The following is a 19,561-nucleotide window of genomic DNA, read 5'->3' on the forward strand; positions in this document are numbered from 1 at the left end:
TATTTGTAACACTTATTCTCTATGTTAGAATAGGGGAAAAGAATGTATAGGCAGGTTAATAAAAAATGCGTAAAGAAACCGTAGAACAAAAGGTTTATCATTTAATAAAAAACGCAATTTTGAATCGGCAAATTGCACCTGGTAACCAGTTGTTTGAAAGTGCCATTGCAGAGAAGGTTAATGCAAGCAGGACCCCAATTCGAAGCGCAATCATGAAGCTGGAATCAGAAGGGCTAGTGAATGTTGTTCCTAATAAGGGAGCATTCATCGTGCAGCCAACGATCGAAGAAATGATCCAGGCATTTGAGATGAGAAAAGTGCTTGAGGAAATGGCGATTCAGAAAGGATTCTCCAATATTGGAGAGGGTGAAGTCCAGCAACTCAAACAGCTCCTTTTTGAAATGAGAAATGCTTATTATGAACGAAACATCGTTCCTTATCAAGAGAAAAACAATGCTTTTCATCTTGTACTCGCAAAAGCAAGTGGCAACAGCTATTTAATTGAATTTATGGAGAAAATTTTGAGTCAGATCACGATTTATATGGTACTTTATGATGTCTTTAATGGAGATAATGATGATGAAGAGCTAGATATCCTAGAACATGAGAAAATGATTAAACACATTGAAAGTGGAGAAAAAGAAAATCTGCAAACATTACTTCTTCAACACCTTGATAATAGTTTAACAAAGCTGCAGCAGGATAAATTAAATTATAAGTCCCTTACAAGGTTGTTTTAGAGTAGTCTCACATAAGAGACAAGTCTGCGTTCATACATATGAAAGTAGTTTTGTATGTAGTTTTTACTGACTTTAGAGGAAATTGCCTAAAGGAGTTGGTTGAAATGGAAACGCTTCATAAGACAATGAACGTGTTGGATGCATTAAACAATCCTTCAAAAAAAGAACTTAGAGAGGCACTTATTTCTCTAGATATTGGGTTGGAGGAAATTAGATCGAATCTGAAATCCTCAAATGGAAAACCATACTATAGAAAACTCCTGTATCAGAATGAAGAAGTGGAATTGTTAGTGATGAATTGGTCGCAAATTGAATGTGCGCCACATGATCATGGTAATTCCCAAGGGTGGATCAAAGTTCTTAATGGTTCTTCTCTGAACACCGTTTATGAAGTCAAAGAAAACGGTTTGCCTTCAGAGTTATTTACAAAGGTTCATACACTAGGGGAATTATTCTACGCACCTAACAAAGGTGTTCATAAAATGAAAGCAGAAGAGGAAAGCGATTTAGTAACACTGCACCTCTACTCTCCTCCTATCAGTGGCATGATGGTCTATGATCTTAAAAAATGTGCCGTATGTGTTGTTTCAGATGATTGCGGAGCATGGTGGCCAGATGAGCAGCAGCAAAAGTTAAAAGAAATTCAACTTAAAAATGATGTATTGGCTTAAATGATTTATGCGCCTGTCACTTCAAACAGGTGCTTTTTCATGGCTATAAAGATCAAACAGAGTAATACTTTTTATAATAATGTGTAAGTGCCAATAGTGGCCAAATGTAATCATAACTATGATAATGAATATAAAATGCGCCGGGTAATCCGGCTCCAATCGGATAGTTTTCTTGTTCACGATGTGTCATCAGCCAACTAACTGCCTTCTCCATCTCAAGAGTAGGCTGTCTATGGATTGCCGTTAGTGCATTAAGCGCCCATGCGGTTTGAGATGGTGTACTTGCGTTTAACTTTACATATTTTCTTTGATTGTCACTAGCACATGATTCTCCCCAACCGCCATCTTCATTTTGTACATTGAATAACCATTGCTTTGCTTTTTGTATTTTTTTGGTCTCAGAATTTACCCCACATGCCATCAGACCCGTAACTGCGGCCCACGTTCCGTAAACATAACAAACACCCCAGCGGCCATACCAGGAGCCATCCTGTTCTTGGCTTGCAAAAAGCCAGTTCACTCCTTTTTTTATAGAGGCGTGATCTGGATTTAATCGTTGAAATTTCCCCAAAAACTCCAGTGTTCTTCCCGTTATGTCTGGGGTGGAAGGATCGATTAAGGCATCTTTGGCATGTTTAATCGGCAGACTGCCAATTAAATAACGATTCGTGTTCTTCTCGAATGCTGCCCATCCGCCATCATCGTTCTGCATCGATAAAAGCCAGGCAAGTCCGCGATCATAACTTGATTGATAAAGGGAATGAGTTGGTTGAAACCGTGTGATCGTCCGAAGCGCAGCTTGTGTATCATCAATATCAGGGTGTTGTGTGTTGCCTACTGAGAAACCCCAGCCACCAGGTGCAGCATCCGGATTATGAACAGTCCAATCCCCATACTTTGTTTGCTGCTGTGATAACAAAAATTGTGAACCCTTTATAACTCTTGTATCTGTCATGGGTACACCCGCTTCAAGCAGCGTGTATAAAATGAGTGACGTGTCCCAAGTTGTGGAAGGAGAGTTTTGCAAGTGCAGATTTCCATCTGCTTCACAAAACATGTTTAACAAGCCGGTGAGAGCGTTTTGGATAACTTTTGAAGAGCGTTTAAAACCTGAGGAAAGGAGACCATAAATCATAAAAATGGTCGTTAAACTATAGCTTAGCAGAGTTCCGTCAGGTTCAATATGGTTTTGGATATAAGACAAAATGTTCTCTTTCTTCAATTGAAGATAAGAGTCTCTAATGTTTAACACAGAAAATAAGTTCACCCAATCCTGCATGTGAGCACCTTCGTCTCCTTCTTCAATGAGATCCGATAGGTCAGGTGTAAATTTGGATCTAACCTTTTTCTTTTCTTCAACCATCAACAGTACAGGTGCAAAATGAGCCCTGGCATAGCTGCTAATATCATATCGATTTATTGGAGAAGTGAGTGGAAGAGAAAATAGAATGGCTGGATCAAGTGGTAAATCTGGCCATTCGTACAATCCGTTCATTGCGAGAAAGACTTTTGTCAGGAGATCGGCTTTTTTCAAGCCGCCATTAACTTTAATAAAATCCTTCGCGGCAATGAGCTTATCATTATTTGCGCAATACTGCTGTGAATAAAGAAGTGCCGTATAGGCTTGTATGGTTGCAGACAAATTCGCAGGTTCCTCATCAGGATAGACACGCCATAAACCATCTGGAGATTGTTGGGAAAGTATCCGTTCTGTGATTTCTCTAATCAATTTTTCGTTTCTATATTCTATCGTTCTTAACAGGATGAGCATATAAGCATCCGTAATCACGGAGTTTTCAAAGCAAAAACGCCAAGTCCCATCCGGTTTTTGAAGAGAAAGCAGATCATTACACCGTCTATATATTTCGTTTTCAAGTTTTCTGAAATCCATAACCATCACCGCACTTTTCCACATAGTGATTACAGTGTATGTACAGAAATGGTTATCCTATGAACAGGGAAGTTGAATCACTGTTATTTTTTATAAAATCACGTTAAAATCACTTTAACAATGAAGTTTTGTCATAGGAGGAATGGATTTTGAGCAATAAAGAACTTGCAACATTTGCTGGCGGTTGTTTCTGGTGCATGGTTAAACCATTTGATGAACTGCCTGGGATTCATAGTATTGTATCTGGATATACAGGTGGACAAATTGAAAACCCATCTTACGAACAAATTAAAACGGGTAAAACTGGGCACCGCGAAGCCGTACAAATTACATTCGATCCAGAGCTTTTCCCGTACCAAAAATTATTAGATCTGTATTGGCCGCAAATTGATCCGACTGATGATGAGGGTCAGTTTATCGATCGGGGAAGTCAGTATCGTACGGCAATCTTTTATCATACAGAGGAACAAAAGAAACTAGCAGAGAAATCACGTAAGGAAATAGAAGAAAGCGGCCGCTTTAAAAAGCCGATCGTAACGGAAATTCTGCCAGCAAATGAGTTTTATGAAGCAGAAGAGTATCATCAAGATTTTTACAAAAAGAATCCTAAAGCGTACAAAGAAGAACGTGAAACGTCTGGTAGGGACACGTTCATTAACGAGAACTGGAAGTAGGATATCATAAAAATATTATGTAAACTTAAAAAGAGACTTTAGATAAGTCTCTTTTTTGTATAAGGTAATTAGGATAAATAGCATAAATGGAAATTGGAAAGTTAACCGTGATTATTAATCTAGATCATCTTCTCGCTAAACCAATTTAACGCTATTTTTGCATCTTCGGGTGACATACCTTGAGATACATTTTTTAAGGCAGACCGCCACACGGAAGAAAGAAGAACTTCTACTCCTTCTACTAAGTTCTCTCCTAAAATTTCTTTGAACAGGATGGCTACTAGGTCTCGATTAGAGCTATAATCGGGCTCACTTAGTAGTGTGCACACATTTAGTTTTACAGCAGCATTAAAACCTACCAGCATTGCCGATTTAAGTGACGTTAATGAATCGTCATGAACTTCTGCTGCACCTTCCATTCTGCTTGTTATTCTTCTTTCAATCTCTTCGCGTACAACTTTATACAGTTCTATCTTATTACCGAAATGATGATAAAGAGCTCCAGTTGTTACGCCTATAGACTTAGCAAGTTGTTGAACATTTACTCCTTCATAGCCGTGCATACCAAACTCTTGTACCGCTTGGTTTAATATTTTCTCTCTAACTGTACCTGGAATTGGAATATTTGACTTCATGATTAGATTATATCATGTTGACACATTAACGTAAATGATTTACGATTTACATAAATCGTTTATGTTCTAAAAAATGGAATAAGGAGCGTTGTCACATGAAATTAGTTTTTCATTCTCAACCAGTAAAAGATATGAAGAAAGCCGTGATTTTTTACCGTGATGTGTTAGGGATGGAAGAAGCTTGGAGAGAAGGAGATCATACAGTAGCTTTTAAGACAAATGCGGATACTCAAATCTTACTCGAAGATGATAATGGGGAACATGTATACGGGCCAGGTAGCGTTTTTTTAGTTGATAGTGTTGATAAATATTTTAATGAAAATAATCAAACGCTTTCTTTTGTCAAAGAACCATGCGATATCCCTCCAGGTCGATATGCAATTTTCAGTGACGATTCAGGAAACCCAATCAGAATAATTGATATGTCAAAAAGGTCTTGAAACCTTGTAAATCCTACAAGGTTTTTTTTCTGCTTTTATTCCACATCCAAAGGGGACTTAAGCTGATCATTATGTGTATCTATATAAAGTTTATCGTTGCTAGTTAATAACGCATAAACAACATTTTGGGTTGAGAGGCTGCGCTTGGTGAGTTCTGTTTGCAGCCAATCCTTAGAAATGTTGTTTTCTTTTAAATTATTAAGTAAGATCTCACCATCCATGATTAACTCTATCGGGAGCTTAACTTCAGGCTTGTACATATTTAAGTCTTTACGTGTAACGTTAAGGTGCTGCTCTTTTTTCTTAACCGATAGCAGCCCGTTGTTTTCAACAAGAGCATAATCCACTTCATCAACAGAAAAGATATCTTTTTGCCTAAGTTGTTGATTCAAATAATCGAGTGTATAGCGCATTTTTTTCATGTTGTGTTCTAATATCTTACCATTTTCTATCACGACAGTTGGATCACCAGCTACAAATTTTCGAGCTCTTTTACTTTTTAATGAAAGAAAAGCAGAAAGGTAGATCAAGACAACAAAAATAAACAAACTAAAAAAGATATAGCGAGCTTTGATTTCAAGCGCAAATGAGAGGTTTGCTGTAACTGACCCAAGTGTTACAACTGCGATAAAGTCAAAGATCGTCATTCTGGAGACAGTATGTTTGCCTAGTATTCTGGCTGCCACATATAGGGCGATAAAAGCAACAATGGTACGTACCACAACATCTATATAAGTGTTCAAGGAGATCACTTCCAATAACCAGCATTATTTATCAATTATTATTCTTTTTATCCAAATAAATTGAATTTAAGACTGTACTCTAATATAGGACATAAGGATTTATTTTTTCTAGACTTATCATTTAAACGAATACATAAAAAAACGCACAGAATACATCCTGTGCGCTTCAAACTTCACTTTTTGGTTTTCTTGTACTGATTCAACACATGGACCATGCCTTCTTCAATAAGTTCATTTGCTGGCTTATCCAGTTTTTTTGCTAAAGCCTTGATTTCTGAGTACAGTGAATGGCTTAGTGTCGTATTCACATTTTTTCGGTCATGATTTTTCTTTCGTATTTCACTCGTATACATCTAACTACCTCCACTTCAAAAGGAGTTGATTTTCAATTGTCTCATGCTCTAATTCATGGCATTCTTTTAGCTTTTGGACTGATCTTGCCATTAGGCGTACAAAATGTTTTCGTTTTTAACCAAGGTGCTCAACAACCATCGTTCTGGAGAAGTCTTCCTGCTGTAGTAACTGCTGGGGTTTGTGACACCCTATTAATTGTGTTAGCTGTAACAGGGATATCGGCTATTATTACTGCTTTTAGTACGCTGAAATTGTTATTGATGATTGTTGGTATTTTCTTTTTATTGTATATGGGGTGGTCGATTTGGTCTAGCAAAACGAACACGGAAACCTCTCAATCTAGCATGCAGCCGAAACAGCAAGTCATTTTCGCCGCAACTGTATCCCTTTTAAATCCGCACGCTATTTTAGATACCATTGGTGTGATAGGTACGAGTTCACTCGCCTATTCAGGATCTGAAAGGCTAATGTTCACACTATCTTGTGTCGCAGTTTCATGGATCTGGTTTATAGGATTGGCATTAGCGGGAAGAACCATTGGGAGAATAGACACTGGGGGAACCATCTTAAGTCTAATTAATAAAGGATCAGCAATCATTATTTGGGGTATTGCCATATACCTAGCAACTATTATCTTTAAATAATCTAGTTCTTTAAGCATCCTCTGAAACGTTGAGATGCAACTTTCTACTTAAAAATACTAAAAAACACAAATTGTTAAATCCTTCCTTTGACTCTAGGTTAATTTGCTGAATTTTGTAATAATTTAATTCAGTAGCGAACTAAAATCACTGGGAGGTACATATGAACAGAAAATTTGTATTAAGTCTTAGTCTTGCAACTGCATTAAGTATTGGGAGTATCGGTTCATTTGTTTTAGCTCATGATGAATTAGGATCGGATATTATTGAAAAAGGAACGGGTCCTGGTTATGAAGCCATTGAATCAACGATTGAAGGATCTCAAAGTTTTAACTGGAGGGAAGTAGCAGCTGTTCAAATCAAAGAAAAAGACGGCAAACAGAATAACACAGCTGACGTTTATGTACATAATGGTTTCGCCTATACAGGCACACATACGAAAAGTGGTGGTGAAGGCGGCGTTCGTGTTTGGGATGTTAAGGATCCATCAAATCCTAAAGAAGTAGCCGCTTTCGCAGATGATATTCCAGGTACATGGCAAGAAAAAGTAATTGTGAAACGTGTGAACACGAAACACTTTAAAGGTGATTTAGCCGTTGTATCCGTTCAGCAGCTTAATCGCAAAGCAGAAAACTCTGTTGGAGGTTTTCTTTTATATGACGTAACAAATCCATACCAGCCGAAAAAACTTGGCTTCTGGGAGCTTGATAAACGTGTTACAGGAACACATGAACTGTATCTGACCGAGCAAGGTGGCAAACCATATGTTCTGACTGCAAATCCATACGCTGATTATTATACACATGGAGAGCAAAAGGACTTCCAAATGGTTGATGTGAGCAACCCAGCTTCACCACAAACGATTTATCAGTTTGATCCACGTGACTTACCAGAAGTGCCTGAGGATTTTGACGGCTATAACTGGACAGATTCGAATGGCAAGCAGCGTGCTGTATTCAACCACAGTACGATGGCTGATGTAAACGGTAAAACAGCTTATCTGTCTTTCTGGGACCTAGGTACAATCGTACTTGATTTGGAGAATCCAGAAAACCCAACTTATTTAGGAAGAACTACATTTAGTTCAACACAGCAAGGATCTGCTCACTCTGCTGCTCTTGCAAAAGGCGGAAATGTGTTGATCGAAACGCGTGAAGTGTATAATCCAACAAAAGCAGGCTATGAACAATCTTACGGCTATACACGTATTTTTGATATTAAGGACAAGACAAATCCTAAGCTATTAAGTGAGTTTAAAACAGAACTTGTTGACGATGTTCAATATGGAGTGACGTTTGCAAACACTGTTCACGATCCGAAAGTACATGGCAATACGCTGTACCTTTCACATTATGGCGGAGGTGTCCGTTCAGTTGATATTACAGACCCTAGCAATCCTGTAGAACTCGGTAAATATATCCCTGAAAAATCAAACATCTGGGGTGTTGATGTAGCAGGTAACTATGTCTATGCTTCAGATATGGGAACAGGATTAAAAGTTCTTAAACTTACAAACGGGGAGCAATAAATAAACAAGATGAAAGATAACAAAAGTCCAATTCATTGAAATTGGGCTTTTTGTATGCAAATTTTTAGAACTAAGTGTAAGCTGTTTACAGATAATATGAAGAGAGTGAACTGTCATATGAATAAACAAATGAGATTACGAGATTTTGGTGTAGTGATTGGACGAATGGAAGCAGGGACCTTGAACTCAATAACTGATGTTGAGGGGGTTACTGTCGGACATGTAACGTTAAGTGAAGGGGATATGCAGACAGGTGTAACAGCAATCGTGCCACACCAAGGAAATACGTTTAAAGAAAAACTAATTGCTTCCAGCCATGTTATTAATGGTTTTGGGAAAACGATGGGAACCATTCAAATGGAGGAATTGGGTGTGCTTGAAACACCTATTCTCCTTACCAACACGTTAAGTATCGGAACAGCCGCTGACGCACTCTTTCAATATATGCTAGAGAACAACCCTGAGATTGGCAGAACAACGGGTACCGTGAACCCAATCGTTGGAGAATGTAATGACATGCTGCTGAATGATATTAGAGGACAACACGTAAAAAAAGAACATGTATTTCAAGCTTTGCAAAATGCTTCAACTGAGTTTTTAGAAGGCAGTGTTGGTGCTGGAACAGGTATGCTTTGTTATTCTTTAAAAGGTGGAATCGGTACGTCATCAAGGCGTATACCATTAGATCATGGAGATTATACAATCGGTGTACTTGTGCTTTCTAATTTTGGTATTCTGAGTGATCTGATGATAAAGGGACGAGCTATCGGTCTGGAATTGAAAGAGGCTCTTCTTAAGTCGTGGGAAGAAAAAGATAAGGGCTCAGTGATGGTTATTGTGGCAACCGATCTTACTGTTTCTGAACGGCAGCTTAACCGAATAATAAAAAGATCTGTAGCAGGTTTGTCCAGAACAGGATCAATCATAACCCATGGAAGCGGGGAAGTGGTTATTGGTTTTTCTACCGCTACTAAAATACCACATGATAAATCCGCTGACTGTTTAACGATTCCAACAATTCATGAAGAAGATATGGATATTGCATTTCGAGCAGTTGGGGAAGCGGTTGAAGAAGCTGTGTTAAATTCATTAATCACAGCTACCCATGTTATAGGCAGAGATGGAAATGAACGACCTGCTTTCAAAGATTTATTGAAGGAATTTGATATGCAGTTATAGTGAAGGCAATTTTAGCTTAATAAAAGCCCTATCAGAAATATGATCTGATAGGGCTAAAAATATTTTCTATACAAGGCTGTTTACTAAAGGATTGTAGCTTTTAAATCTTTTTGTTTATTTACTTCTTTGACTAGTTGATCGGAGTGCAAGGTGTGAGACTCCTGCGGGACAGGCGGGCAGGTGAGACACTTAGAAGTGAAACGTTAAGAATGTGGCTCACCGCCTGCCCCGCGGAAAGCGAGCACCTGGAACGGAAATCAACTACTTTCAAATATCCTTATACAAACAAACTCAGTAATAAGATAAATCCTAATCCGGCTACTGAAATAATGGTTTCTAGCAACGTCCAAGTCGCAAACGTTTCTTTCATACTTAAACCAAAGTATTCTTTGAACATCCAGAAACCTGCATCATTGACATGTGAGGCTATTAAACTACCAGCTCCTGTTGCAAGTACAACTAACGCTAGATTAACATCAGTTTGGCCCAGCAATGGAATCACGAGCCCTGCAGTAGTTAAAGCTGCAACGGTTGCAGAACCTAAAGATATACGAAGGATGGCTGCAATCATCCATGCAAGTAGAATGGGTGAAAAGGTAGTGTCTTTAAATAAATCAGCTACATAGTTACCAACACCACCGTTAATCAGAACTTGTTTGAAAGCACCACCGCCCCCAATAATTAGAAGCATCATACCGATGTGTGTAATCGCTGTTGTACATGAATCCATAACGGTTTTGATCGGGATATTTCTTGCTAGTCCCATTGTATAGATGGCTACTAATAATGAGATCAACATGGAAGTAGAAGCATCACCTACAAAACGTACGATTTCAAATGTTTTGCTATCCGCGATTCCCATTGTGTTTTGAACCAAGGTAATAATGGTTGCGATAGACATTAAGATAACGGGAAGCATTGCCGTAAATACAGAGATACCAAATGAAGGTGTGTCTTCTAATTTAAATACTTTTTGTTCACCTAATGATGCAATATTACCGGTTTTATTAAATGAATCCGGAACAATTTTTTTAGCGATCTTCGTAAATACTGGTCCTGCTAGAATAACAGTTGGAATCGCAATAATGAAACCGTAAAGCAGCACTTCACCAATGTTAGCACCAAATTCGCCCGCAATTACGGTTGGTCCTGGGTGAGGAGGCAAGAATCCATGAGTAACAGATAAAGCAGCTACCATTGGAATACCGAGATAAAGAATAGAAACGCGTAATTGTTTTGAAATCGCGAATACGATTGGAATCAATAATACTAAACCTACTTCAAAAAATAGGGCAATACCGATAATGAATGAAGCAACAACGATCGCCCATTGAATTTTTTTCTCTCCAAATTTCTCAATTAAAGTAATGGCAATTCGTTGTGCACCGCCGGCATCAGCAATTAATTTACCTAACATGGCACCAAGACCAAAGATTAACGCCAGATGACCGAGTGTTCCGCCTAATCCCGCCTCAATCGATTTAACAATTTCGCCAAGCGGCATTCCAAGCGCTAACGCGACACCAAAAGAAACGATGATTAATGAAATAAACGTGTTTAATTTGAAATACATGATTAATAGCAATAACGCTAAAATTCCACAAGCTACAATAAATAAGGGCATGATAAAATCCTCCTGATGTTATTTTTCTTTATTGCTTAAGCTTCTTTGATAAACTGCAATACGTGTATAATCTTCTTCTAGTTTTCTAGATAAACTAATAAAGATCGGTAATAATTCTCTATACTCTTTTACGGCTTCTGCATTAGGTGTGTGTTTAAAAGTACTGCCAATCATTTCAGAAGCGGCTTCAAATGACTCTATTTTTCCTGTAGCATATAACCCTAAAATACATGCTCCTAAACAGGAACTCTCAAAAACTTCGGGTACAGTCACTTCTGTATCAAATATGTCTGACATCATTTGACGCCAAATCTCCGAACGTGCGAACCCGCCAGTTGCTTGGATACGGGTTACAGGCTCATCCATGCATTCTACTAATGCTAAGAACACAGTGTATAAATTGTAGATCACACCTTCTAAGGCAGCTCGTATCATATGTTCTTTTTTATGAGAAAGGGTTAGTCCGAAAAATGAACCTCGTACATCTGAATTCCATAATGGAGCACGTTCTCCAGCAAGGTAAGGATGGAATAGCAATCCATCAGCACCAGGTCTCACGCGTTCAGCAATCTTGGTTAGAATTTCGTAAGGATCGATTCCTAATCGTTTTGCTGTTTCTAATTCCGATGCTGCAAATTCATCTCTAATCCACCGTAGGACAACGCCCCCATTGTTAACAGGCCCGCCGATTACCCAATGGTTTTCGGTTAGAGCATAGCAAAAGATTCTGCCTTTTTCGTCTGTCTGCGGCTGGTCAATAATAGTTCGAATGGCACCGCTTGTACCAATCGTGACAGCAATTTCACCTTTGCCAATCGCATTGACTCCAAGGTTAGATAATACACCATCACTGGCTCCAATAATAAATGGTGTCTCTGGATTTATACCAATCTGTTTCGCTAAATCTAAATGACAATTTGTGAAAACAGCAGTTGTAGGGACTAAGTTAGAGAGTTGATCACGTGTGATACCTGCGATTTTTAAGGCCTCTTCATCCCAATCCAACTTTTTTAAGTTCATTAAACCCATCGCCGAAGCTAAAGAATGATCAACAACATATTCATTAAACAACTTTTTGAAAATGTACTCTTTAATTCCTATATATTTTTTAGCATTGGCAGCAATTTCAGGTTGTTCATTTACAATCCATGAGATTTTGCTTAATGGACTCATCGGATGAATCGGTGTACCCGTTACTTTGTATATTTCATGACCATTCAGTTCTTCTTTTATCTTCCTAGCCCAAGCTTCACTTCGATTATCTGCCCATGTAATGCAAGGTGTTAATGGCTGATCGTTATGATCCATCGCAATAACGCTATGCATGGCACTGCTAAATGAGATAAACAAAATCTCTTCAGGTGAACATTTTGACTGATTTACAACATTTGTAAGGGTTTGCAAAACTGTTTGGAAAATTTGTTCTGGATCTTGAACAGCTGTTGAAATATCAGGAGTATGAAGCGGGTAACCGATATTTTCTTGTGCAATCACCTCACCATTTTCACTAAACATAACAGCCTTCGTACTTGTGGTACCGATGTCGACTCCTACCATATAGCTTTTTCTTTGCTGTGTACCGTCGATATCTAACATTTGTTTACTCCTTTTCTTGCTCCCTTGCTCTTGATAGCATTTGTTGTGACATCCATAGATCATCTACTTTTCCTTGTACATCATCAAAGTTTTGATGCAGTGATTGAATCATGACGTCTCTGTTTTTTGAAGAGATGGCATCGATATAAAGTTCATGGTTTTTCATGATACGGGAAAGATCATCGTACTTTTCATTAAAATGCATGCGCATTGATAATAAAATGAAACTTTCCATTACTGGTTTTGTGTTATTCCAGATCATCGTAATGTAGGAATGATCGATAGCGCGAATGATTGTTTCATGAAATAAGACATCCTGAAAGGCGAACTCATCCGCGTCTTTGTATTTCATAGCAATTTGCATCATTTCTAAAATCTTGTTGAGCTCTGTCACTAATTCCGTAGTGTCCTTTTTAACAAGACGTTCAAAAACAAATGTCTCGATCATCAATCGTACATCGTATATTTCTTCAACTTCTTTTTCTGTTATTCCAGTGACAACTGCACCCATGCGTTCTAATCGAATAAGATTTTCGCTTGCAAGAACCTTTAACGCTTCACGAATAGGTGAGCGGCTTACATTATATTCAGCAGCTAATTTATTTTCAGAGAGTATGGTACCGCTTTCAATCAGCCCGGAAATGATTCGCATTCTTAGCTCGCATGTTACACGCTCACCAGTTGAGGCTTTAGATAACCATTTTGCAGGATAAAGAGAATCCTTTGATTCGTTCAATAAAATAACCTCCTTTAATAGAACGAGTATACTTGTATACAAGTATTATAGTACATGCTTATGAAAATGCAAGCGCTTTATTTTTAAGTGTTATGAATCAAAATGTGGATGCTAGTTCGCTTTAGGTGAAGATGATGATTGTAAACGTGGGAAAAGAAGTACTACGGTTGTAAAGGAAGGATTCTCGGTGGTATGGATTTTAGAGTTTCAGGTGGTCACGCTGGATCTACCGGTGAAAATGATTACTTTACAGGTGGTCACGGAGAATGTACAGGTGGAATCGACTACTTCACAGGTGGTCACAGCACTTTTATCGGCGAACGTGTAATAGATAGGAGAACACGTACCGTAAAATCCGTTGACCGATGAATGGTAAAAAGTAGTTTTATAATAATAGTTAAAGAAGTATACCTACTATTCTTAATTAAAACAGCTCAGAGCAAAGATGCTCTGAGCTGTTCTAACATTACAATCCACTCGGGGAAAGAGCGATCGCTTTCAGTGCGTGATCAAGATCATAGATAAGGTCATCCACTGTCTCTATACCGATTGAAAGACGAATTAACTCGGGTGAAACACCTGATTTTCTTTGTTCTTCTTCTGATAATTGCTGGTGTGTTGTACTCGCAGGATGGATAATCAGCGATTTAGAATCTCCAACATTTGCAAGGTGAGAGAAGATGCTGACATTTTCAATTAATTTTTTACCTTCCTCAACACCGCCTTTAACACCAAACGTAAGAATTGCACCCGCTCCTTTTGGCAAGTATTTTTGAGCGAGTTCATAATAAGGACTGCTCGGTAAGCCCGCATAATTGACCCAGTCAACGGATGGATGGTTTTCTAAGAACTTTGCTACTTTTAATGTATTTTCTACGTGTCTTTCAATACGAAGAGCTAGCGTTTCTAGCCCTTGGATGAATAAGAACGAGTTGAACGGTGCTATGGAAGATCCTAAGTCACGCAGCAGCTGCACGCGAGCTTTTAAAATATACGCAAGCGGACCGAATGCTTCCGTGTACACGATTCCTTTATAGCTTGGATCTGGCTCTGTCAGACCTGGAAACTTACCGTTGCTCCAGTCAAATTTTCCAGAGTCTATGATTACACCACCGACTGATGTTCCGTGACCGCCAATAAATTTCGTTGCGGAGTGAACAACGATATCTGCTCCATGTTCGATCGGACGGCATAGGTAAGGAGTAGCCAGTGTGTTATCTACAATAAGTGGAACTCCCGCATCATGTGCAATGTCAGCAATTGCTTGAATATCGGCTACATCAATTTTGGGATTTCCGATCGTCTCAATGTAGACTGCTTTTGTTTTTTCCGTAATCGCATCTTTAAGCGATTGAAGATTATCGATCTCAGCAAAATTTGTTTGGATACCGAGTTTTGGAAGCGTTACAGAGAAAAGATTATACGTCCCGCCATAAAGGGAAGTGGATGCAACAATCTCATCACCGGAACCTGCGATATTGAAGATGGCATTTGTGATGGCAGCCTGACCAGACGCAAGGGCAAGTGCACCAACACCACCTTCAAGTTTAGCGATTGTTTGCTCAAATGCATCTTGCGTCGGATTCATCAAACGCGTGTAGATGTTCCCGAACTCTTTTAATGCAAATAAGTTAGCCGCATGTTCTGTAGAGTTGAACTGATAGGATGTGGTTTGATAGATCGGAACGGCTCGAGCACCTGTCGTTGGATCTACTTTTTGTCCTTCATGCAGTGAAATGGTTTCAAATCCATACTGTCTTGCTTCGCTTTTAGTTTGGTCGCTCATTTTCAAATCTCTCCTCAGCATTTTAAATTTTTTAGCATTCAATTTAAATTCAGTTTCAACTTATCCAACAAAAAAGACCTCTTCCAAAAGAAGAGGTCCCGATGATTTCACACGATCGAAGTCTCATCTTTCAGAACGTTAATTGTTCTGCTGAAATTAGCACCATGCGTGTACGCTGGTTGCCGGGCTTCATAGGGTCAGTCCCTCCGCCTCTCTGGATAAGAAGATTTGAATATTGAATTAAGATTTATAATACATAGCTCATAATCAATAGTCAACAGAATTTTTTAAAAATTTCGGATTTTTATTTTCAGGATTGCTTTTTACAGCATAGATAATCCCAACAGCCCAAAAGGCAGCAAGAACAAAGTAGATTGAGAACATAGTATCGGAAGACAGTCCAACTGTAAGAAGGAGTGTTCGAATATTGGTGATGATGATTAATCCTCCCACTAGAACGCCTAAGATATGTGAAGGGATCAAGCGGACAAGCCAAGCTGCAATTGGAGCTGCAATTACTCCGCCAGCCATTAGGGCTCCTACCCAAAGCCATTCGACTTGTTCCCAGCCTAGCGAAATAAAGAAACCGATGGAAGCAGACACTGCTACAGCGAACTCACTCGTATCGACAGAACCAATCACTTTTCTTGTTTTCATATCCTGCTTTGCCATAAGGACTGGAGTTGTGACAGGACCCCATCCGCCACCGCCTGTAGCATCTAAAAATCCTGCTAACAAACCAAGCGGCAGAAGTTGTTTTTTTGTAAAAGGCTTACTCGCGGCTGCTCGTTTTTCACCAAGCTTAAAAAGAAAACGATACAGAATATAGACACCCAGCAAAATAAGAAAGATTGAAATATAGGGCTTTACTACATCTCCAGGAAGGCTGCTTAAAAAACATGCTCCTATAAAAGCACCGATAGAACCAGGCAGGATTAAACGAAGTACAACCTGGCGATCAACATTTCCAAACTTAATGTGAGAAATTCCTGATGCTGCCGTTGTAACGACTTCTGCTAGATGGACAGATGCCGAGGCAGCCGCAGGGGCAATCCCTGCTACTAATAACAAAGATGTTGAAGTTACTCCATATGCCATTCCAAGTGAACCATCAATCAACTGTGCAGCAAGTCCGATTAAAGCTAATACGATTAACTTTTTCATACTTTTCCTCCTCAAAATAAAAAGGCCCTTAACAAGTGATGTTAAGAGCCTTCGGTTTTCCGATCAGCGATGCGGATGAAATTTTAGTTATTACTATATGTTCCAAAAAGACAAAATGTCAACTGTTTGTTTAAATATTTTGTAAAAAAAGAAAAATTAAAAAATAGGTCTTGATATCCCCTTCAGATGTGATATGATTTTTAAAAATTAAACTCTTATCAAGAGTGGTGAAGGGATCTGGCCCGATGAAACCCGGCAACCTGCGATCGTAAGGTGCTAACTCCAGCAGAATGTTTTTACATTTTGGAAGATAAGGTAATACGTTTACCTCCACTATCTTTCCGAAATGGGAAGGTTTTTTTGTTTTTGTAAGAGATATTTGATTTAAAAAGGGAGGCAGTGGAGTGGCGAACGAAAATAGTGCAAACGATTTTCTTCCTCAGCTGCAAAAAATGCTGAGCAATATCAAATTTGGATCCATTACTTTGATCGTGCAAGATGGAAAAGTAATTCAGCTTGAAAAAAACGAGAAGGTAAGAATTAAATAATGCGCTGACTAGAAAACTAGAGGCGGTTTTAACGAATGGGCACAGCCCTAAAAACGTTAAAGCCGCTTTTTTGATGGCAAAAAGGAGGTAAGGCATTGCTAACATACGAGACATGGGAGGACAAAACTCAAGATTTTGATAGTGAAAACTCTACAAAAGGCGCACTAAATGTTTTGAAGTGGGCTTATGAAACATACAACGAGGAGCTGGTTTATGCTTGCAGTTTTGGTATAGAAGGAAGCGTCCTAGTTGATCTTGTTCATCAAGTGAAGCCAGATGCACAAATCGTGTTTCTAGATACGCACCTTCATTTTCAAGAAACGTATGAAGTCATCGAGGCAGCTAAGAAAAGATACCCTTCACTTCGCATCAAACTGAAGTCCCCAGCTCTCTCACTAGAAGAACAAGCAAACAAACATGGTGATGAGCTATGGAAAGTTAATCCGAATCACTGCTGCGCGATTAGAAAAGTAATTCCTTTAGAAGAGGAGCTAAACGGAGTGACTGCCTGGCTCTCTGGACTGCGCCGTGAACAGTCTCCTACCCGGCAAAACACGCAATTCATTAACCGGGATGTACGATTTAAAAGTATTAAGATTTGCCCGCTCATTCATTGGACTTGGAAAGACATTTGGCGTTACGCACACAAAAATGATTTGCCGTATAACAAACTTCACGATAACGGCTATCCGAGTATAGGATGCGAGCCATGTACACAGACAGCAAAAACCGCAGATGACCTTCGTTCTGGACGATGGTCAGGGACTGAGAAGCTAGAATGCGGACTTCATCAAAGCCAATAAAAAGATGATCTGGAGGAGAGAACGTATGAGTACAATACTGCCCCACGGGGGAAAACTGATTAATCGTTATCAGCCTGACACATCATATCACCACATACAAAAAGAAATCACTCTCGATGCGACAGCACTTAGTGATCTTGAATTAATAGCTATAGGAGCATATAGTCCGTTAACAGGATTTTTAAATCAAGAAGACTATCAATCTGTTGTTCATGATATCAGGCTAAGTGATGGTACGGTTTGGAGTCTTCCGATCACGTTACCCGTTAATCGTGAAACAGCTGAAGGACTCAGCACAGGTGAAGAAGTTCGATTAACGTACGAAGGAGATACTTACGGTGTCCTGCTGGTTGGAGATATCTATTCTCCCATTAAGCAAATAGAAGCAGAGAAAGTCTACAAAACTACGGATTACGATCACCCTGGTGTAAAGAAATTGCTGGATCGTCCTTCTGTGTATATAGGCGGAGACATCACGCTTGTTAAACGTCCTGAGAAGAAAGAATGTAAAGCCTATCATCTCGATCCTAGTGATACGAGAAAGACTTTTAGGGATTTGGGTTGGAAAACCGTTGTTGGTTTTCAAACGAGAAATCCCGTTCACCGTGCACATGAATATATCCAAAAAACAGCGCTTGAAACAGTGGATGGTCTCTTCTTAAACCCGCTCGTGGGTGAAACAAAGTCTGATGATATACCAGCCGATGTTCGAATGGAAAGCTACCATGTTCTTTTGAAAAACTATTATCCGAGTGATCGTGTCTTCCTAGCTGTGTTTCCAGCCGCCATGCGCTATGCAGGTCCTCGTGAAGCGATTTTCCACGCTCTCGTTAGAAAAAATTATGGCTGCACACATTTTATAGTTGGCCGTGATCATGCAGGAGTAGGTAATTATTACGGGACATACGAAGCACAAGAAATCTTTTCACAGTTTACAGAGGATGAGATTGGAATACAAACACTTTTCTTTGAACACAGCTTTTTCTGCAAAAAATGTGAAGCAATGGCCTCTTCCAAAACGTGTCCTCACTCAAGTGAAGATCATGTGATTCTATCTGGAACAAAGGTACGAGAGCTGCTTCGTAATGGTGAACTGCCGCCTAGCACTTTTAGCCGTAAAGAAGTAGTAGAAGTCTTAATAAAAGGGCTAAGAGAACAGGAAGAAAAAGAGCGAAAAGGAGATTCAAATGAACAAACCACACAATATCATCTGGCATGATAGCTCGATTACAAAAGAAGATAGAAGAAAACAAAATAATCATTCCAGTTTTGTTCTTTGGTTTACTGGACTCTCTGGTTCTGGAAAGTCAACCATTGCTAATGCACTTGCAAAAGAACTGTACGATCGTGACATCCGTAACTATGTACTCGATGGAGACAACATACGTAATGGTTTAAACCGTGATCTATCCTTTTCCGATGAGGACAGAACGGAAAACATTCGCAGAATCTCTGAAGTTTCCAAGCTGTTTGTAGATAATGGAACCGTTGTGCTGACAGCATTTATCTCGCCATTCATACAAGATCGAGAGAAGGCAAAGGAAATTGTTTCAGAAGAAGAGTTTGTTGAAATCTTTATTGCTTGTCCAATTGAAGAATGTGAGAAAAGGGATCCAAAGGGATTATACAGCAAAGCGCGAAAAGGTGAAATCCGTGACTTTACTGGAATTGATTCACCTTACGAAGAACCGATATCACCTGCTCTTACCATTCATACAAACGAACAAGGTGTTATTGAGAGTGTTGAAATCATCTTAAACTATTTAAAAAACAGGAAGTTGATTTAACTAACGATAAAGGAGATCGAA

21 protein-coding genes and 2 riboswitches are annotated in these 19,561 nt (G+C 39.1%); of the genes, 12 read left to right on the forward strand and 9 right to left on the reverse strand.

Translation table 11 applies throughout. The features are described 5' to 3' along the window. The first annotated feature begins 65 nt into the window (after window positions 1-65). Both QUF49_RS09325 and QUF49_RS09330 read left to right on the forward strand, forming a co-directional pair. Window positions 66-740, forward strand: coding sequence for a GntR family transcriptional regulator (locus tag QUF49_RS09325; protein WP_289495390.1), 675 nt, complete (start codon window positions 66-68; stop codon window positions 738-740). 104 nt (window positions 741-844) lie between these two features. Then, entirely contained in the window at window positions 845-1,411 is a 567-nt protein-coding gene (locus tag QUF49_RS09330) for a cysteine dioxygenase (protein WP_289495391.1), read from the forward strand. A 52-nt stretch (window positions 1,412-1,463) separates the two neighbouring features. Here the strand turns inward: QUF49_RS09330 and QUF49_RS09335 are convergent, their stop codons facing one another. Continuing rightward, on the reverse strand, window positions 1,464-3,326 hold the full coding sequence (locus tag QUF49_RS09335; protein ID WP_353958301.1) for a terpene cyclase/mutase family protein: 1,863 nt from the start codon (window positions 3,324-3,326) through the stop codon (window positions 1,464-1,466). Between the two features lie 125 nt (window positions 3,327-3,451). Between QUF49_RS09335 and msrA the strand changes: the two genes are divergently transcribed. Further along, entirely contained in the window at window positions 3,452-3,976 is a 525-nt protein-coding gene (gene msrA, locus QUF49_RS09340; protein WP_289495393.1) for a peptide-methionine (S)-S-oxide reductase MsrA, read from the forward strand. A 119-nt stretch (window positions 3,977-4,095) separates the two neighbouring features. Here the strand turns inward: msrA and QUF49_RS09345 are convergent, their stop codons facing one another. Next, window positions 4,096-4,611 (reverse strand): TetR/AcrR family transcriptional regulator, encoded by a 516-nt coding sequence (locus tag QUF49_RS09345; protein WP_289495394.1) that lies wholly within the window; start codon window positions 4,609-4,611, stop codon window positions 4,096-4,098. Window positions 4,612-4,706: 95 nt separating this feature from the next. On the opposite strand from QUF49_RS09345, the gene QUF49_RS09350 reads away from it, so the two are divergent. Then, the gene (locus tag QUF49_RS09350; RefSeq protein ID WP_289495395.1) at window positions 4,707-5,051 is read left to right on the forward strand and encodes a VOC family protein; all 345 of its coding nucleotides are present in this window, start codon (window positions 4,707-4,709) and stop codon (window positions 5,049-5,051) included. 35 nt (window positions 5,052-5,086) lie between these two features. Here QUF49_RS09350 and QUF49_RS09355 read toward each other — a convergent pair whose 3' ends face one another. Together QUF49_RS09355 and QUF49_RS09360 are read right to left on the reverse strand one after the other, a co-directional pair. Continuing rightward, complete coding sequence (locus tag QUF49_RS09355) at window positions 5,087-5,794, reverse strand: DUF421 domain-containing protein (RefSeq protein ID WP_289495396.1); 708 nt, start codon at window positions 5,792-5,794, stop codon at window positions 5,087-5,089. A 173-nt stretch (window positions 5,795-5,967) separates the two neighbouring features. After that, window positions 5,968-6,147 carry a hypothetical protein gene (locus tag QUF49_RS09360; RefSeq protein WP_289495397.1) on the reverse strand — a complete coding sequence of 60 codons (180 nt, stop codon included), beginning with the start codon at window positions 6,145-6,147 and terminating at the stop codon, window positions 5,968-5,970. Between the two features lie 36 nt (window positions 6,148-6,183). Here QUF49_RS09360 and QUF49_RS09365 point away from each other — a divergent pair, with 36 nt between their 5' ends. The 3 genes from QUF49_RS09365 (at window position 6,184) to QUF49_RS09375 (ending at window position 9,496) form a co-directional block, all read left to right on the forward strand. Further along, entirely contained in the window at window positions 6,184-6,792 is a 609-nt protein-coding gene (locus QUF49_RS09365) for a LysE/ArgO family amino acid transporter (RefSeq protein WP_289495398.1), read from the forward strand. A gap of 160 nt (window positions 6,793-6,952) precedes the next feature. Next, complete coding sequence (locus tag QUF49_RS09370) at window positions 6,953-8,317, forward strand: LVIVD repeat-containing protein (protein WP_289495399.1); 1,365 nt, start codon at window positions 6,953-6,955, stop codon at window positions 8,315-8,317. Window positions 8,318-8,434: 117 nt separating this feature from the next. Next, window positions 8,435-9,496 (forward strand): P1 family peptidase, encoded by a 1,062-nt coding sequence (locus tag QUF49_RS09375; protein ID WP_289495400.1) that lies wholly within the window; start codon window positions 8,435-8,437, stop codon window positions 9,494-9,496. Between the two features lie 277 nt (window positions 9,497-9,773). Here the strand turns inward: QUF49_RS09375 and QUF49_RS09380 are convergent, their stop codons facing one another. Genes QUF49_RS09380 through QUF49_RS09390 form a run of 3 tightly spaced genes read right to left on the reverse strand, consistent with a single transcriptional unit; the run spans window position 9,774 to window position 13,452 of the window. Continuing rightward, window positions 9,774-11,120 (reverse strand): GntP family permease, encoded by a 1,347-nt coding sequence (locus tag QUF49_RS09380; RefSeq protein WP_289495401.1) that lies wholly within the window; start codon window positions 11,118-11,120, stop codon window positions 9,774-9,776. Window positions 11,121-11,138: 18 nt separating this feature from the next. Then, on the reverse strand, window positions 11,139-12,677 hold the full coding sequence (gntK, locus tag QUF49_RS09385; protein WP_289497619.1) for a gluconokinase: 1,539 nt from the start codon (window positions 12,675-12,677) through the stop codon (window positions 11,139-11,141). A gap of 43 nt (window positions 12,678-12,720) precedes the next feature. Beyond that, complete coding sequence (locus QUF49_RS09390) at window positions 12,721-13,452, reverse strand: GntR family transcriptional regulator (protein ID WP_289495402.1); 732 nt, start codon at window positions 13,450-13,452, stop codon at window positions 12,721-12,723. A 192-nt stretch (window positions 13,453-13,644) separates the two neighbouring features. On the opposite strand from QUF49_RS09390, the gene QUF49_RS09395 reads away from it, so the two are divergent. Continuing rightward, window positions 13,645-13,821 carry a hypothetical protein gene (locus QUF49_RS09395; RefSeq protein ID WP_289495403.1) on the forward strand — a complete coding sequence of 59 codons (177 nt, stop codon included), beginning with the start codon at window positions 13,645-13,647 and terminating at the stop codon, window positions 13,819-13,821. A 97-nt stretch (window positions 13,822-13,918) separates the two neighbouring features. On the opposite strand, the gene QUF49_RS09400 is transcribed toward QUF49_RS09395, so the two are convergent. After that, window positions 13,919-15,238: a homocysteine synthase gene (locus tag QUF49_RS09400; protein ID WP_289495404.1), complete on the reverse strand. Its 1,320-nt coding sequence runs from the start codon at window positions 15,236-15,238 to the stop codon at window positions 13,919-13,921. Between the two features lie 120 nt (window positions 15,239-15,358). Beyond that, window positions 15,359-15,463, reverse strand: a riboswitch (SAM riboswitch). A 42-nt stretch (window positions 15,464-15,505) separates the two neighbouring features. Beyond that, complete coding sequence (locus QUF49_RS09405) at window positions 15,506-16,402, reverse strand: sulfite exporter TauE/SafE family protein (protein ID WP_289495405.1); 897 nt, start codon at window positions 16,400-16,402, stop codon at window positions 15,506-15,508. Between the two features lie 212 nt (window positions 16,403-16,614). Further along, window positions 16,615-16,719, forward strand: a riboswitch (SAM riboswitch). 126 nt (window positions 16,720-16,845) lie between these two features. Between QUF49_RS09405 and QUF49_RS09410 the strand changes: the two genes are divergently transcribed. The 4 genes from QUF49_RS09410 (at window position 16,846) to cysC (ending at window position 19,540) form a co-directional block, all read left to right on the forward strand. Continuing rightward, on the forward strand, window positions 16,846-16,950 hold the full coding sequence (locus QUF49_RS09410; protein ID WP_394603912.1) for a DUF2292 domain-containing protein: 105 nt from the start codon (window positions 16,846-16,848) through the stop codon (window positions 16,948-16,950). A 95-nt stretch (window positions 16,951-17,045) separates the two neighbouring features. After that, window positions 17,046-17,753 carry a phosphoadenylyl-sulfate reductase gene (locus tag QUF49_RS09415; RefSeq protein WP_289495407.1) on the forward strand — a complete coding sequence of 236 codons (708 nt, stop codon included), beginning with the start codon at window positions 17,046-17,048 and terminating at the stop codon, window positions 17,751-17,753. A 25-nt stretch (window positions 17,754-17,778) separates the two neighbouring features. Further along, window positions 17,779-18,972: a sulfate adenylyltransferase gene (sat, locus tag QUF49_RS09420; RefSeq protein WP_289495408.1), complete on the forward strand. Its 1,194-nt coding sequence runs from the start codon at window positions 17,779-17,781 to the stop codon at window positions 18,970-18,972. Next, the gene (gene cysC, locus QUF49_RS09425) at window positions 18,941-19,540 is read left to right on the forward strand and encodes an adenylyl-sulfate kinase (RefSeq protein ID WP_289495409.1); all 600 of its coding nucleotides are present in this window, start codon (window positions 18,941-18,943) and stop codon (window positions 19,538-19,540) included. Before sat ends, cysC begins: the two co-directional genes overlap by 32 nt. Window positions 19,541-19,561: the final 21 nt, after the last annotated feature.

It is taken from the genome of Fictibacillus sp. b24, assembly GCF_030348825.1.
Lineage (GTDB): Bacteria > Bacillota > Bacilli > Bacillales > Fictibacillaceae > Fictibacillus.